Genomic DNA, 15566 nt, shown 5'->3' with positions numbered 1-15566 from the left:
TGATGGAACATAAATGATTTTGAGTTAGAGTACAGGTCTTCTGCCTCATTCCCTCTCCGTCCGGAGAGGGAATTAAATCTGAACAAGAAGAGAGTGGTATGGCTGAATATAAGCCGTCTATCAAAGCACCAAGTAAAAACGGTGACATCATCTTCGGCGCGCTAGTTAAGCTGGCAGCGCTGATTGTGCTATTGCTGCTGGGCGGTATTATCGTCTCGCTGTTTATTGCCTCATTACCAAGCATCGAGAAATTTGGTTTCTCTTTCCTGTGGACGAAAACCTGGGACGCACCGAACGAACAATTCGGCGCACTGGTGCCAATTTACGGCACGGTTGTCACCTCGATTATCGCCTTGCTGATTGCTGTTCCGGTCAGCTTTGGTATCGCACTGTTCCTCACCGAGCTGGCACCTAACTGGTTGCGCCGCCCGCTGGGGATTGCGATTGAACTGCTGGCGGCTATCCCCAGCATTGTTTACGGCATGTGGGGCCTGTTTATCTTCGCGCCGCTGTTTGCTACCTATTTCCAGACTCCCGTTGGCGAAGTCCTTTCCGGTATTCCTATCGTTGGCGCCCTGTTCGCAGGCCCGGGCTTTGGTATCGGTATTCTGGCCGCTGGCGTGATCCTCGCCATCATGATCATCCCTTATATCGCCTCCGTGATGCGTGACGTGTTTGAGCAGACGCCGGTGATGATGAAAGAGTCCGCGTACGGCATCGGCTGTACGACGTGGGAAGTTATCTGGCGCATCGTGCTACCTTTCACCAAAAACGGCGTTATCGGCGGCATCATGCTGGGTCTTGGCCGTGCGCTGGGTGAAACCATGGCGGTGACCTTTATCATCGGTAACACCTACCAGCTCGACAGCGCATCGCTGTATATGCCGGGCAACAGTATTACCTCCGCGTTGGCGAATGAGTTTGCCGAAGCCGAAGCTGGCCTGCACACCTCGGCGCTGATGGAACTCGGTCTGATTCTGTTTGTTATCACCTTCATCGTTCTGGCCTTGTCCAAAGTGATGATTCTGCGTCTTGCTAAGAAAGAGGGCCGCTAAATGACCACGATGGAAATGCAAAGCAACGAAGCTTTATTACAGTCACGCCGTAAACGTCAGGCGTGGCGCCGTCAAAAGAACCGCGTTGCCCTGCTGTTGTCGATGGCAACCATGGCTTTCGGCCTCTTCTGGCTGGTGTGGATCTTATTCACCACCGTAGTGAAAGGTGTCGACGGCATGTCCTTGGCGCTGTTCACCGAAAACACCCCTCCGCCGAACACCGCGGGTGGTGGTTTGGCGAACGCCATTGCCGGTAGCGGCCTGTTGATCCTGTGGGCGACCGTGATTGGTACCCCGCTCGGCGTGATGGCGGGTGTTTATCTGGCTGAATATGGCCGTAAATCGCCGCTGGCCGAAGTGATTCGCTTCATCAATGACATTCTGCTCTCCGCGCCTTCCATCGTGGTTGGCCTGTTCGTTTACACCATCGTGGTGGCGAAAATGGGTCACTTCTCCGGTTGGGCTGGCGTGCTGGCACTGGCATTGCTGCAAATACCTATTGTTATCCGTACCACGGAAAACATGCTCAAACTGGTGCCGGACAGCCTGCGTGAAGCGGCCTACGCGCTGGGTACGCCAAAGTGGAAGATGATTTCTGCTATTACGCTGAAAGCGTCGGTGTCGGGGATCATGACCGGTATCCTGCTGGCGATTGCCCGTATTGCCGGTGAAACCGCGCCGCTGCTGTTTACGTCGCTCTCCAACCAGTTCTGGAGCACCGACATGATGCAGCCGATTGCCAACTTGCCAGTGACCATCTTCAAATTCGCGATGAGTCCGTTTAGCGAGTGGCAAGAGCTGGCTTGGGCAGGTGTATTGCTGATCACCGTCTGCGTCCTGCTGCTGAATATTCTGGCGCGTGTGATTTTCGCCAAGAAAAAACAGTAAGTTAGAGCAAAATAACATTTATTGAGGGTGGCTCCGGCCGCCATCACAGTTACCCGGCGTCGCAGCTGCGGCGCGCGAAAGATAAAAGAGAGATGTCTTAATGAGTCGAATGACTGACGCATCCAACAGCAAAATCCAGGTTCGCGACCTGAACTTTTATTACGGCAAATTCCATGCGCTGAAAAATATCTCCCTGGATATCGCCAAGAATGAAGTCACCGCCTTTATCGGCCCATCCGGCTGCGGTAAATCGACGCTGCTGCGCACATTCAACAAAATGTACCAGCTCTACCCAGAACAGCGCGCGGAAGGTGAAATCCTGCTCGACGGCGAAAACATTCTGGTGGATAAGCAGGACATCGCGCTGCTGCGCGCCAAAGTCGGCATGGTATTCCAGAAGCCAACGCCATTCCCGATGTCGATTTATGACAACATCGCCTTCGGCGTTCGCCTGTTTGAGAAGCTGTCTCGCACCGACATGGACGAGCGCGTTCAGTGGGCATTGACCAAGGCCGCGCTGTGGAACGAATCTAAAGATAAACTGCATCAGAGCGGCTACAGCCTGTCTGGTGGTCAGCAACAGCGTCTGTGTATTGCGCGCGGTATCGCGATCCGCCCAGACGTGCTGCTGCTCGATGAGCCATGCTCGGCGTTGGACCCAATCTCTACCGGCCGCATTGAAGAGCTGATCACCGAGCTGAAATCGGACTACACCGTGGTTATCGTGACGCACAACATGCAGCAGGCTGCGCGTTGTTCCGACCGCACGGCGTTCATGTATTTAGGTGAATTGATTGAATACAGCGACACCGACTCGCTGTTCACGTCACCGGCGCGCAAACAAACTGAAGACTACATCACTGGCCGTTACGGTTGAGGTAAGAAAAATGGATAACCTGAACTTAAATAAACATATTTCCGGCCAGTTCAATGCAGAGCTTGAGCACATCCGTACTCAGGTGCTGGCGATGGGCGGTCTGGTTGAGCAACAATTGACTGACGCCATTACCGCCATGCACAATCAGGATGGCGAGTTGGCTCAGCAGGTCATCAAAGGTGATGACAAAGTTAACATGATGGAAGTGGCTATCGACGAAGCTTGCGTGCGCATCATCGCGAAACGCCAGCCGACCGCCAGCGACTTACGCTTGGTGATGGCGATCATCAAAACCATTTCCGAGCTTGAACGCATTGGTGACGTGGCGGATAAAATCTGCCGCACGGCGCTGGAGAAGTTCTCCCATCTGCATCAGCCGCTGCTGGTCAGCCTGGAGTCTCTGGGCCGCCACACGGTGCAGATGCTGCATGACGTGCTGGACGCCTTTGCCCGTATGGATCTCGACGAAGCGGTGCGTATTTATCGCGAAGACAAGAAAGTCGATCAGGAATACGAAGGCATTGTGCGTCAGTTAATGACTTATATGATGGAAGATCCGCGCACCATTCCAAGCGTGCTGACCGCGCTGTTCTGCGCCCGTTCTATCGAGCGTATCGGTGACCGTTGCCAGAATATCTGCGAATTCATCTTCTACTTCGTGAAGGGTCAGGATTTCCGTCACGTGGGCGGCGACGCGCTGGACAAGTTGCTGACTGACAGCAAAAAAGAGAAGAAAGAAGACTAACAGCTTCCCTTTCTGCTCGAACGAAAAGGCCTCCTCGCGAGGCCTTTTGCTTTTCTGCTTTCTAGCGCGCTGTAATGGTGTAACCCTTGGCGCGCCACAGTGCGGGCAGTTCGCGCATATCGTGGAAAGTAGTTACTAGCGGGTTGTCGAGAGGCGGGTTGTGCGGGTCGGCGCAGTAGTAAAAGACTGGAATGCCGGCGGCGATCCCCGCCTGCGCGCCTGCCACGGAATCTTCCACCAGAATGCAGCGTTTGATGTCCACCTTCATCACCTCGGCGGCTTTATACAGCACGGCCGGATCGGGCTTCCAGCGCTGCAAGTCGTAGCCGCTGAACAGGTTATCGCCCATAAACGACAATAGGCCGGTTTTGCCGAGTGAAAGCTGCATTTTGCTCACCGGGCCATTGGAAACTACACACATAGGCACCTGAATCTGCTCTAACAGCTGGTGCACGCCGTCGATGGCCGTCAGTTTGCTATCAAACAGCCGCGCCACGTGCTGGCGGAAAATCACTTCCATCTCTTCTTTCGGCACATCCAGCCCGTGCTGTTTATTGATGATGGCGATGATTTCGTAGAGCTTGACGCCTTTGTAAGTCTTGTACATCTCGTCAAAGGAGACGGTAACGCCAAAGTGCGCGAACATCTCCACGTAGGCTTCGCAGCACAGCAGTTCGCTGTCCACCAACGTGCCGTCACAGTCAAAAAGCACGCAGTCGATCGGCAACGGGTCATTGTTTTCAATATTTTGGCTTACGGACATATTTCCTCCGGCAGAGATTTTTGTCATGGCATCATGAATTTAGGATCTTTGACCTCAACTCTATCCTGTACGCGACAAAATGTGCTGCTTTTCGTGCCAGAAAAAATCCTGCCGAGTGGCATCCAAAAAGCACTTTTTGGGGTAGGATAGCCGTCGACTGTTTTTTCCCTTCTTCGGAACCCACTCAATGAGTAAACCACAAAGCAATGTCTCCAGCGGACAGGGCCTGTTCGAACGTCTGTTTAAACTGACGCAGCACGGCACCACCGTACGTACTGAAACTATCGCCGGGCTGACGACGTTCCTGACCATGGTCTATATCGTGTTCGTGAACCCGCAGATCCTTGGCGTGGCCGGTATGGATAAACAGGCTGTGTTCGTGACCACCTGTCTGATTGCCGCGTTCGGCAGCATCCTGATGGGCGTGGTGGCTAACTTGCCGGTGGCGCTGGCACCAGCGATGGGGCTGAACGCGTTCTTCGCCTTTGTCGTGGTTGGCGCGATGGGCATTTCATGGCAGATCGGCATGGGTGCTATTTTCTGGGGCGCAATCGGTTTCCTTTTGCTGACCATTTTCCGCATTCGCTATTGGATGATTGCCAATATTCCGGTGAGCCTGAGAATTGGCATCACGGCCGGTATCGGGCTGTTTATCGGCATGATGGGGCTGAAAAATGCCGGCATTATTGTGCCGAACCCGGACACCATCGTCACCATCGGCAATCTGACCTCGCACAACGTGCTGCTGGGAGCCTTGGGCTTCTTCATCATTGCCGTACTGGCTTCGCGTAACATCCACGCGGCGGTGCTGGTGTCCATCGTGGTGACGACGGTGATCGGTCTTATTATCGGCGACGTACACTTCACCGGCTTCTTCTCTATGCCGCCGAGTGTCACCTCCGTTGTGGGGCAAGTTGACCTGAAAAACTCGTTAAACATCGGGCTGGCGGGGGTTATTTTCTCCTTCATGCTGGTGAACCTGTTTGACTCCTCAGGCACGCTGATTGGCGTGACGGACAAAGCCGGGCTGACCGACGCCCAAGGCAAATTCCCGCAGATGAAGCAGGCGCTGTATGTCGACAGCATCAGCTCCGTCGCCGGGGCTTTTGTCGGCACCTCTTCCGTGACGGCTTACATCGAAAGCTCCTCAGGCGTTTCCGTAGGGGGCCGCACCGGCCTGACCGCCGTGGTGACAGGCATCCTGTTCTTGCTGGTGATTTTCCTCTCCCCGCTGGCGGGAATGGTGCCAGCCTATGCCGCCGCCGGTGCGCTGATTTACGTGGGCGTGCTGATGACCTCAAGCCTGGCGCGCGTCACGTGGGATGACCTCACCGAGGCTGTTCCGGCTTTCGTCACCGCCGTCATGATGCCGTTCAGCTTCTCCATCACCGAAGGTATCGCCTTAGGCTTTATCTCCTACGTGGTGATGAAAGTCGGCACCGGCCGTTGGAGAGAGATCAGCCCGTGCGTGGTGGTTGTCGCGCTGCTGTTCGTGCTGAAAATTGTGTTTGTCGATAGCCACTAACTCCGGCATCGATACATAAAAAAACGGCCCGTCATGTGAGTGACGGGCCGTTTGGCGTTTGGCTTACCGCTGGCGTTATTTGGCCGTGACGCGGCGCGTGTAGTCGGCGAAGGCATTCAGCTGGCCGGTGAGGAAATCCAGCGTGCCTTGCTCAATCACTTCGCCCGTTTGCTCATCCACTTTGCTCTGGATCACGCCACCCATAAACTCAGGACGGTTCATCACCTGGGCGTCGAGGAACACCAAAATCTGGCGCAGGTGATATTGGCAGCGCGCGCCGCCAATCGGCCCCATTGAGCTGGTCTGGATCAGCACCGGTTTGCCCGCGATTGGCTGGTTTGGCAGGCGCGAGAGCCAGTCGATAGCATTCTTCAACCCGCCCGGCACCGAATAGTTATACTCCGGCGTCACGATGATCAGGCCGTCAGCCTGACGAATTTGCTCGGCAATGGCTTCGATATCCGCCGGGAAACCCTCTTCTTGCTGCACGTCTGCGTCATACAGCGGCAGGGCGCCAATCGACGGCAGAGCTTCAATACTCACGCCGGAAGGTGCAAGTTTAGGGAGGGTTCGCGCGACCATCGCGTTGTACGAGCCTTTGCGCAGGCTGCCTAACAGAGTGACAAACTTCAGGGGTTGCGTTGACATGAATGACTCCTGTTATGGGGAATGTCTTGAATGAGGCTCAGAATAAATCTATACCAGATTGCTGGCGCCGGACAGCGATCCGCACGGCGCTTTCGCAGGCAATCATTACTTTGCCGGAGGCAGACTGGTGAACTTCATAAAATGCGGCGAGTTGGGCTGCTGCTGTATGGAGAGAGCTTGAGTGCGAGTAAAGCCACTTTCGGGTGAATATCGCCAGCACAGTAGACGGGCGATAGCCGGAGAGTGCGCACAGGCCCACGTCAGAGAGCCATCGATGTCACTCATCACCTGAGCTTCAGGAGTGATGGCCGAGCGCAGGCGGCCCGACGCCGGATTCAGGCTCAGGCTCCTCTCGCCGTATTCCGTCAGCCCGGAGAGTTTCAGCATGCTTTGGCGAATACACCACAGTTGCAGCGCCGACTCCACCGGGTCACTTTGTAGCGCGATCCATGTCTGTTCGACGGCAGACAGCTGGGCTTGCTGCTGCGAATTGATTAACGCGCTGCGGGCGTGGATCACTTCCAAATCCAGCCCGACCTTGCCTTCGCTGCTCAACATCACGCCGACCGTGGTTCCGGCGTAAGCCAGACTGAAATCAGGCAGGTTTTGCGATTCAAAGCTCGGGCGGCCGCTGGGCAGGGTAATGATCGCGGGCAGTTCGGTAATGCCGTACAGGTAAAACATCATTTCGGCCAGCAGCACGCGGCCACTTAGAAAGCGTTTACGCTGTTTTTCGGAAAGGCTTTTGGCAGATAAAAGTACGTTCGGGGGAAGGCGGTGAGTATCCGGCTCAGGCTCCGCTGCAACCCATCTAGCAAAATGGCACGCCATTGTTCACTCCATGATTAATGGTTCGGCTTATTTTCTATTAAGAAAGGAAGGATAACATTAAGAGAAATCATTAAAAACTGCTTAAAAACCGCCTTTAATCGCATTTCCACTGCTTAAAAATGCGCTTTCCATCCCAAAAAGGTGAGCTACATCACGATAATCCCCCACAACTAACAAATTTCGCTGTCCGAAGGATGTTCTGGCGTTTTCTGACCGAAACTGACTTACAAGATATATCTGCTAACAGCACATAAAGAAACCTCAGAAAATGCCGTTAGTACTTAAGCAGCGCTCTCGCTGCTTTGCCTGTGAGTACCGCGAAAATGTTAAAAACAACGCAATCACGCTTTATCGCCTTGATCAGCTTATTTTTTATTGTGCTGGTTATCGTTACGCTTATCGTCATCCAGGTGTATATCTCTCCCAAGTTGAAACAGGCCGAAAGCACGCAAGTCGCCAATCAGGTTGACGATATTGCGGTTGCTATCAACGATCGCCTGAATAAAGTTGAGTCGCAGGTTCGAAGCATTACCCAGAGCGTGGCGCAGATGGACAGCGCCTCCATCGACAAACTTCTGCCGCCACTTGTGGATCAGTATGGCGACAGCGCGGTGTTCGGCGGCGGTATCTGGCCTCTGCCCAACAAGCGCGATCCGGCCAAAGTGAAGTTCAGCACCTTCTTTGCCCGCAATGGCAGCAATGAGCTAACCGAAAATACGTTTTGGAACAGCGCGGAGTCGCCAAACTACTTCGAGCAGTCGTGGTACGTCGGGGCTTTAAAAGGTGAAAAGGGCCAGTGCGTCTGGGCTCCGGCCTATTTCGATGATGCCAGCACCCAGCCGCGCACCAACTGTGCGATGGCGATTTACAAAGGGTCTGAACCTTGGGGCGTGGCCACCATTGATGTCACGCTGGGCTTCTTCAATCAGCTGGTGGCTGATATGGAGAAAAAGGTTCACGGCACGATTTATATCGTTCAGCAGGATGGCACCATTGTCGGTACCAGCCACAGCAGCGATGAAAAACTGCCGAAACTGGCCTCACTGGGCGATCAGTCTGCACTGGCCGGGCAAATTAGAAAAAGTCTCGATGGGATAAAAGACAGCAGCACTCTGGTGGCGGATTATGACAATGACGGCACCAGCCACACCCTGTTCATGAGCCGTATTCAAGGACCGTGGTACATCGCCACTGATATGCCAACCAGCCAGCTGTTACAGCGCACGCACAGCATTTTGGCGAGCCTCGGCCTGGTGCAGATCCCGATGGTTCTGCTGCTGTTGATTGTGCTGATTGCCGGCATCAAGCTGTTTATGCGCCAGCTCGCCGCGCTGAATCGCAACATCAGCCAGCTTTCGGCCGGTGGCGCGGACTTGACCCAGCGCCTGCCGCAAAGCAGCAGCCCTGAGTTCAACGCGGTGAATAGCAGCTTCAACAACTTCCTCGACTTCCTCCAGTCGCTGCTCAAGCAGGTGGGCGACAGCTCGCTGGCGATAGCCTCGGCGTCGCGGCAGATTGCCAGTGGTAATCTGGATCTCTCGGCGCGTACCGAGGAGCAGGCCAGCTCGATTGAAGAGACGGCTGCCTCGATGGAAGAGCTGACCAGCACGGTGAAACAGAACGCAGGCAACGCCGAAAGTGCCAACCAGCTGGCGCGCGATGCCTCCAACGTTGCCGAGAAAGGCACGCGGGTGGTGCGTCAGGTGGTGGATACCATGGGCTCGATCACTAACTCGTCGAAGAAAATCGTCGATATCATTAGCGTGATTGACGGCATTGCCTTCCAAACCAACATCTTGGCGCTGAATGCCGCGGTAGAAGCCGCGCGCGCGGGCGAACAGGGGCGCGGATTCGCCGTGGTGGCCTCGGAAGTACGCAGTCTGGCCCAGCGTTCCGCCACTTCAGCCCGTGAAATCAAAAAGCTGATTGAGGATTCGGTGGCGGATATTACCTCCGGCAGCCAGCTGGTCGCCACGGCAGGCAGCACCATGGATGAGCTGATGACCGGGGTGAACAATGTTGCCACGCTGATGAATGAAATCATGTCCTCCAGCCAAGAGCAGAGTCTGGGGATTGAGCAGGTGAACGTGGCGATCACCCAGCTTGATAACACCACCCAGCAGAACGCTGCGCTGGTGGAGCAGGTGTCCGCCGCCGCGCAGGCCATGCAGGAGCAAACCCTGCAACTGGAAACCGTGGTATCGGGCTTCAAACTCTAATTTTCTCCTGACTTTTCCCCCAAGCCCGGCCAGCGCGCTGGGCTTTTTTTATGCTCAAAATCAGCCATAAACCCTTGGTTACGATCTGGCCTTAATTCGTGTCGTGAATTGAGTGATTTTTCGCCCCGCTCGGCGGCATAATGGCAGACATTCACTGTGACCCAAAAGTAACTCACCGGATGACGCGAAAAATAACCATAAAGTCTTACGGGCTGTGGCTCGCTATGGCGCTGAGCGGGCTGGCGCAGGCGGCCCATGCCGACAGCGACCTGGCCGCGCAGATTAAACATGGCGAGTATCTCGCGCGCGCCGGGGATTGTGCTGCCTGCCACACTGCGCCGGGCGGCAGGCCTTTTGCCGGTGGCCTGAAAATGATGACGCCGGTGGGGGCTATCTATGCCAGTAACATCACGCCGGACAGGCAGACCGGCATTGGGACTCACAGCGAGCAGGATTTCAGCCGGGCGCTGCGCCAAGGCATTGCCCAAGACGGCCACCACTTGTATCCGGCGATGCCTTACCCCTCATTCAACAAAATCACCGACAGCGACACCCGCGACTTATACCTCTACTTCACCCAGCGGGTCGCGCCCGTCGCCCAAACCAATCGGCCGAGCGACATTCCTTTCCCACTCAATATGCGCTGGCCGCTAGCAGTGTGGAATCAGGCGTTTTTGCAACAGAAGCCTTACTACTCGGACCCTCAACAGACCGCCGACTGGAACCGCGGTGCCTATCTGGTTCAAGGGCTGGGGCACTGTGGCAGCTGCCATACCCCGCGCGGCGTCGGCTTCCAAGAGAAGGCTTTGGATAACGGCGATCGCGCCTATCTTTCTGGCGGCACCTTGGACGGTTGGCATGCGCCCAACCTGCGCGGCGACGCCACCACGGGGCTGGGGCAATGGACCGAGGGCGATATCACCCAGTTCTTGCAGCAGGGCCACACGGCGCGAAGCACCGCCTTTGGCTCGATGGTGGACGTGGTGCAGGACAGCACCCAATACCTGACCGACGCCGACCGGCAGGCGATTGCCGTGTATCTCAAATCGCTGCCGGCCGATGGTCAATTTAGGGTTCAGGTCTATAACAGCGCCACCGCACAGGCCTTAGAGAAAGGCGACGTCGCCGCTACCGGCGCGCAGCTTTATATAGATAACTGCGCCGACTGCCACTTAGCCAGCGGGCAGGGTGAAAAGAACAAATATCCGCAACTGGCGCAAAACCCGGTGGTGGTCAGCGCCGACCCTTCGTCGATGATAAATATCGTGCTGCGCGGCGCGCACTCGCCGGTCACCGCCACGTCCGGCAAAGGCGCGAAAATGCCCGCCTTCGCCCACCGACTGGAAGATCAAGAAGTCGCCGACGTCGTAAACTTCATCCGCAACGGCTGGGGAAATCAGGCCGAAAAGGTCAGCGCCGCACAGGTTAAAGCCATGCGTGAGTTGATGGGGCCGGATAAGGGCTAAATTGTAGGGGGTCTGCCGCCAGTGTTGGCATGCGGCATAAATGCTGGTGGTAGCACTGAAGCGTGGTTTTGATTGCCTCTTACGGCATAAAAGAGTGAGGGTAAACCTGCTCCACAATGGATTTTTCTTTCGATAAATCAACTCAGAGCAGCTTTTCGATCTGCTTCTCGCTCATCCCCATACTCAGCTCAAGCAGCTTAAAATCCATACCGAGATACTCGTCGAAAAAAAACCGCAGTAACAGAGAGTTAACGCGGTTAGTGTTTACTTACAAACTTATTGAGTTTCTGGCTTATTTACCGATGCAGAAGCTAGAGAAAATACGGCCTAGCAGGTCATCCGAGGTGAATTCCCCGGTGATTTCACTTAGCGCTTGCTGGGACATGCGCAGCTCTTCCGCCAGTAATTCCCCGGCGCGTGCGCCTAAAAGCTGCTCTTTGCCGCGGATCAGGTGTTCTGCCGCCAGTTCCAGCGCCTGTAGGTGGCGGCGGCGGGCGAGGAAGCCCCCTTCCATATTGTGATTGAAGCCCATAACCTGCTTTAGATGCTCACGCAGCAGGTCTATGCCGTCGCCGGTGCGTGCCGAAAGGCGAATAAGTGAGTGACCAATCACTTCGGTCATACCCAGCGTTTCACCTGTGATGTCTGCCTTGTTGCGCACCACGACAATCGGCAATGTCTCTGGCAGACGGGCCATAAACTCCGGCCAAATTTGCGCAGGCTCGGTGGCGTCGGTGGTGGTGCCATCAACCATAAATAGCACTAAGTCCGCCTGTTCGATCTCATTCCACGCACGTTCGATACCAATTCGCTCTACTTCGTCACTGGCTTCGCGCAGACCGGCGGTGTCGATGATGTGCAAAGGCATGCCGTCGAGGTGAATGTGCTCGCGCAGCACGTCACGGGTGGTACCGGCGATGTCGGTGACAATGGCCGCCTCGCGCCCCGCTAACGCATTGAGCAAGCTAGATTTTCCGGCGTTTGGACGACCGGCGATCACCACTTTCATCCCTTCTCGCAGCAGGCTGCCCTGACGCGCTTCGGCACGCACGGCATCAAGGTCGCCGATCACCGTATTGAGCTGGGCTTCAATTTTGCCGTCAGACAGGAAGTCGATTTCCTCATCCGGGAAGTCGATAGCCGCTTCCACAAAGATTCGCAGGTGAGTAAGTGCTTCCACCAAATGGTGAACACGGTTGGAAAATGCGCCCTGAAGGGAGTTCACCGCCGAACGCGCGGCCTGCTCGGAGCTGGCGTCAATCAGGTCAGCGATGGCTTCGGCCTGGGCTAAGTCCAGTTTGTCATTGAGGAAGGCGCGTTCAGAGAACTCGCCCGGGCGCGCGATACGCACGCCGTCCAGCGAGATAATACGCTTAAGCAGCAAATCGAGGATAACCGGGCCGCCGTGGCCTTGCAGCTCCAGCACATCTTCGCCGGTGAAGGAGTTCGGGCCGGGGAACCACAGGGCAATACCTTGGTCGAGCGTCGAGCCGTCCGCATCGCGGAAGGGCAGATAGTCGGCGTAGCGCGGCTTGGGCAGCTTACCTAAGATCTCCTGCGCAATCTGGCTCGCCGCGCGGCCGGAAACGCGCAGAATGCCGACTCCGCCGCGGCCGGGAGGCGTGGCTTGGGCAACAATGGTATCTGAGGTGCTCATAGCGAATTATCTCTATTTTGAATGTACAAAAGGCGATCAAATGATCGCCTTTTCTGTTAATTACACAAGTTCAGAATTTCACAAGTTTAGAGCTTCAGGGGCGGGAAGCCCCAGAGACTGACTTATGATTTTTTCTTGTCGCGGCTGTGCAGACCACGTTTTTCCAGCCCGCGATAAATCAGCTGCTGCTGGAGGATGGTTACCAGGTTACTGACGATGTAGTACAGCACCAGACCGGATGGGAACCACAGGAAGAACACGGTGAAGATGACCGGCATGAAGGTCATGATCTTCTGCTGCATTGGGTCTGTGACGGTAGTCGGCGACATCTTCTGAATGAAGAACATCGTGATACCCATCAAGATCGGCAGAATGTAGTACGGGTCTTGCGCTGACAGGTCATGGATCCACAAGGCGAACGGCGCGTGGCGCAATTCAATGGAGCCAGACAGCATGTAATACAATGCCAGGAAGATTGGCATCTGGATAACCAGCGGCAGACAGCCACCCAACGGGTTCACTTTCTCTGCTTTATACAGCGCCATCATCTCCTGACTCATGCGCTGTTTGTCATCACCAATGCGTTCACGCATCGCGGCCAGTTTCGGCTGCAGCATACGCATTTTCGCCATCGACGTGTACTGAGCGCGGGTCAGTGGGTACATGATACCGCGAACAATAAAGGTGATGATGATGATGGAGAAGCCCCAGTTACCGATGAAACCGTGAATGAATTTCAACAGTTTAAACAGTGGCTGAGAAATGAACCACAACCAGCCGTAGTCAACAGTCAGGTCAAGGTGCGGCGCGATGGCGGCCATTTGATCCTGAATCTCTGGGCCTACCCACAGGGTAGAAGCCACTTGTTGCTGCGCGCCAGGTTGAACAACAAAAGGTGCACCTTTGAAGCCAACAGCGGAAATGCCGTTATTGGTCGTGGTGTAGAAGTTGTTGGTGTCTTTCGCTGAAGGGATCCACGCGGTTGCAAAGTACTGCTGCAACATGGCAACCCAGCCGCCTTGAGTGGTGACGTTCAGCGCTTCGCTCTTATCGAACGCGTACTTCTGATATTTATCATCGCTAGACGAGTAAGCAGCGCCACGGAAGGTATGCAGGGCAAAGTTATTGCTCCCGGTATCTTTGTGCTTCGGCAGCTCGGTGGTTTGGCGCAATTGGCCAAACAGCGTCATTTCAAGTGGGGTCGCAGTGGTGTTGTTGATGTTGTACTCAACATTCACGGCGTAAGAACCACGCTTGATAACGAAAGTTTTGGTGATCACTGCGCCGTTCTGAGCGGTATAAGTCAGAGGGATACGCAGTTCAGCCTGACCTTCGCCTAAGGTGAAGTTGTCCTGACTAGCCTGATACAGAGGACGTTCGCCGTTAGCCGGGTTGTCTGGGCCGTTTTTGCCCGTCAGACCGCTTTGAGCCTGATAGACGAAATTAGGAGTGGTTTCCAGAAGCTGGAAAGGTTCGCTTGAACCCAGAGACGTTGGGTAAGCAGTCAGTAAAGCCTGATCAATATCACCGCCACGGGTGTTGATGCTCAATGACAGCACGTCAGTGTTGACGGTGATCATTTTGCCCTGTCCGCTGCCAGGAACAGCCTGGTTAGCAGCATCGCCGTTAGCAGTATTCGCAGTCTGTTGCGTGGTCTGATTGGCTGGTTGCGGAGCGTGGTCCGTCTGCCAGGCCTGCCAGATCATGAAAGACACGAACAGCAGAGCGATGAGAAAGAGATTGCGTTGCGAATCCATCGTTAGAGTTCTCTGTTATTGTCGGTTTTCGGCGGCACGGGGTCATCACCACCTGGGTTCAAAGGATGGCATTTTAATACGCGTTTCAATGTCAACCAACTGCCTTTTAACATGCCAAAACGACCAATGGCCTCAATACCGTATTGAGAGCAGGTTGGTCGAAAACGACAATGTGGCCCAAGCAAGGGACTGATAAAAAGCTGATAACCACGTATCAACCCGATCAGGATGCGGGAGCCTGCCGGCAATGTCGACGCCATAATTTCTCCAACGCTTCCGTCAACGCACGATTGTCTAAATCGGCGACACCCTTTTTAGCCACTACCACAAAATCCATCGAAGGCAGCTTGTGCTGAAGTAGCCGGAAACTTTCGCGGGTTAGGCGTTTTATCCGGTTACGCTCATGAGCGCGTTTGACGTGTTTTTTTGCGACGGTGAGACCCATGCGGGGATGCCCCAGCTCGTTCAGGCGGCCGAGTATAGTGATTTGCGGCGTGCCAGCCCGTTGTGGCTGCTGGAAGACGAAAGTGAAATGACGGGGAGTTAACAAACGTAACTCCCTGGGAAAAGCGAGCTTAACCACTAAATAGGTTAGCTTTTATTACTTAGAAGCAGACAGACGGGTACGGCCTTTCGCACGGCGGCGAGCCAGAACCTGACGACCATTCTTGGTGGCCATACGAGCACGGAAACCGTGGCTACGGTTGCGCTTCAATACGGACGGTTGGAAAGTGCGTTTCATAGCGATTTCTACCTAAACTTAAATTATTACTGATCAGTAAACGCGTTGGCTGTCGGTGAAAAAACAACCGATGCCTTTATCGCAACATATAAAGAAGCGGGATTGTAATAACTGTACAGTCCTGAGTCAATTTACATTACCAGATGTTTACCATATATGGCCCGTGGTCACCGCTTAATCCCATCAGGCTATGACCATCAGGAACACAGGCATCACACGTAGGGCTGAGGATTATACGGACTCCGCCCTAAAGCGCAAGGATCGACCGCAGATCCTTCCACTTTAGTTATGTGATCTGACGATCAGGCTGATTAAAAACATAGCGAATAAATCTTATTTTTTGCAGTGAGTGATGATTACGACACCTAATTTTTTTAGGATCGGCTAAGCTTA

General features: G+C 54.7%; 15 protein-coding genes. 7 read left to right on the top strand and 8 right to left on the bottom strand.

What is annotated here, in order from left to right; all coding sequences use genetic code 11:
- The first annotated feature begins 98 nt into the window (after nt 1–98).
- From pstC to phoU, 4 genes are all read left to right on the top strand, one after another.
- Nucleotides 99–1055, top strand: a complete 957-nt coding sequence (gene pstC / locus V2154_RS21620) for a phosphate ABC transporter permease PstC (RefSeq protein ID WP_353503777.1) — start codon at nt 99–101, stop codon at nt 1053–1055.
- A complete protein-coding gene (pstA, locus tag V2154_RS21615; protein ID WP_034794340.1) occupies nt 1056–1943 on the top strand; it encodes a phosphate ABC transporter permease PstA in 888 nt (295 codons plus the stop codon).
- Between the two features lie 109 nt (nt 1944–2052).
- Nucleotides 2053–2820, top strand: a complete 768-nt coding sequence (gene pstB / locus V2154_RS21610) for a phosphate ABC transporter ATP-binding protein PstB (RefSeq protein ID WP_017490418.1) — start codon at nt 2053–2055, stop codon at nt 2818–2820.
- Between the two features lie 10 nt (nt 2821–2830).
- Complete coding sequence (gene phoU / locus V2154_RS21605) at nt 2831–3565, top strand: phosphate signaling complex protein PhoU (RefSeq protein WP_034794334.1); 735 nt, start codon at nt 2831–2833, stop codon at nt 3563–3565.
- A gap of 61 nt (nt 3566–3626) precedes the next feature.
- Here phoU and yieH read toward each other — a convergent pair whose 3' ends face one another.
- Nucleotides 3627–4328: a 6-phosphogluconate phosphatase gene (gene yieH / locus V2154_RS21600; protein ID WP_353503776.1), complete on the bottom strand. Its 702-nt coding sequence runs from the start codon at nt 4326–4328 to the stop codon at nt 3627–3629.
- A gap of 187 nt (nt 4329–4515) precedes the next feature.
- On the opposite strand from yieH, the gene V2154_RS21595 reads away from it, so the two are divergent.
- The gene (locus tag V2154_RS21595; protein ID WP_353503775.1) at nt 4516–5853 is read left to right on the top strand and encodes an NCS2 family permease; all 1338 of its coding nucleotides are present in this window, start codon (nt 4516–4518) and stop codon (nt 5851–5853) included.
- Between the two features lie 75 nt (nt 5854–5928).
- On the opposite strand, the gene V2154_RS21590 is transcribed toward V2154_RS21595, so the two are convergent.
- Both V2154_RS21590 and V2154_RS21585 read right to left on the bottom strand, forming a co-directional pair.
- Entirely contained in the window at nt 5929–6501 is a 573-nt protein-coding gene (locus tag V2154_RS21590) for an NADPH-dependent FMN reductase (RefSeq protein ID WP_353503774.1), read from the bottom strand.
- A gap of 105 nt (nt 6502–6606) precedes the next feature.
- A complete protein-coding gene (locus V2154_RS21585; protein WP_353503773.1) occupies nt 6607–7332 on the bottom strand; it encodes a 4'-phosphopantetheinyl transferase family protein in 726 nt (241 codons plus the stop codon).
- 323 nt (nt 7333–7655) lie between these two features.
- Between V2154_RS21585 and V2154_RS21580 the strand changes: the two genes are divergently transcribed.
- Nucleotides 7656–9551: a methyl-accepting chemotaxis protein gene (locus V2154_RS21580; protein ID WP_353503772.1), complete on the top strand. Its 1896-nt coding sequence runs from the start codon at nt 7656–7658 to the stop codon at nt 9549–9551.
- A gap of 179 nt (nt 9552–9730) precedes the next feature.
- Nucleotides 9731–11017: a c-type cytochrome gene (locus V2154_RS21575; RefSeq protein ID WP_437342015.1), complete on the top strand. Its 1287-nt coding sequence runs from the start codon at nt 9731–9733 to the stop codon at nt 11015–11017.
- A gap of 292 nt (nt 11018–11309) precedes the next feature.
- Here V2154_RS21575 and mnmE read toward each other — a convergent pair whose 3' ends face one another.
- The 5 genes from mnmE to rpmH all read right to left on the bottom strand — a co-directional run bounded on the left by mnmE (nt 11310) and on the right by rpmH (nt 15173).
- On the bottom strand, nt 11310–12674 hold the full coding sequence (gene mnmE / locus V2154_RS21570; protein WP_353503771.1) for a tRNA uridine-5-carboxymethylaminomethyl(34) synthesis GTPase MnmE: 1365 nt from the start codon (nt 12672–12674) through the stop codon (nt 11310–11312).
- A 122-nt stretch (nt 12675–12796) separates the two neighbouring features.
- Nucleotides 12797–14431 (bottom strand): membrane protein insertase YidC, encoded by a 1635-nt coding sequence (gene yidC, locus V2154_RS21565; protein ID WP_353503770.1) that lies wholly within the window; start codon nt 14429–14431, stop codon nt 12797–12799.
- A gap of 2 nt (nt 14432–14433) precedes the next feature.
- Nucleotides 14434–14691 (bottom strand): membrane protein insertion efficiency factor YidD, encoded by a 258-nt coding sequence (gene yidD, locus V2154_RS21560; RefSeq protein ID WP_072009927.1) that lies wholly within the window; start codon nt 14689–14691, stop codon nt 14434–14436.
- Nucleotides 14655–15014, bottom strand: coding sequence for a ribonuclease P protein component (rnpA, locus tag V2154_RS21555; protein WP_034794314.1), 360 nt, complete (start codon nt 15012–15014; stop codon nt 14655–14657). The genes yidD and rnpA overlap by 37 nt, the downstream gene beginning before the upstream one ends.
- A gap of 18 nt (nt 15015–15032) precedes the next feature.
- Nucleotides 15033–15173 (bottom strand): 50S ribosomal protein L34, encoded by a 141-nt coding sequence (gene rpmH, locus V2154_RS21550; protein ID WP_009637487.1) that lies wholly within the window; start codon nt 15171–15173, stop codon nt 15033–15035.
- Nucleotides 15174–15566: the final 393 nt, after the last annotated feature.

It is taken from the genome of Ewingella sp. CoE-038-23, assembly GCF_040419245.1.
Classification (GTDB): domain Bacteria; phylum Pseudomonadota; class Gammaproteobacteria; order Enterobacterales; family Enterobacteriaceae; genus Ewingella; species Ewingella allii.
Note: the sequence above shows the minus strand (reverse complement) of the source record. Positions and strands in the feature narration are given on the sequence as shown.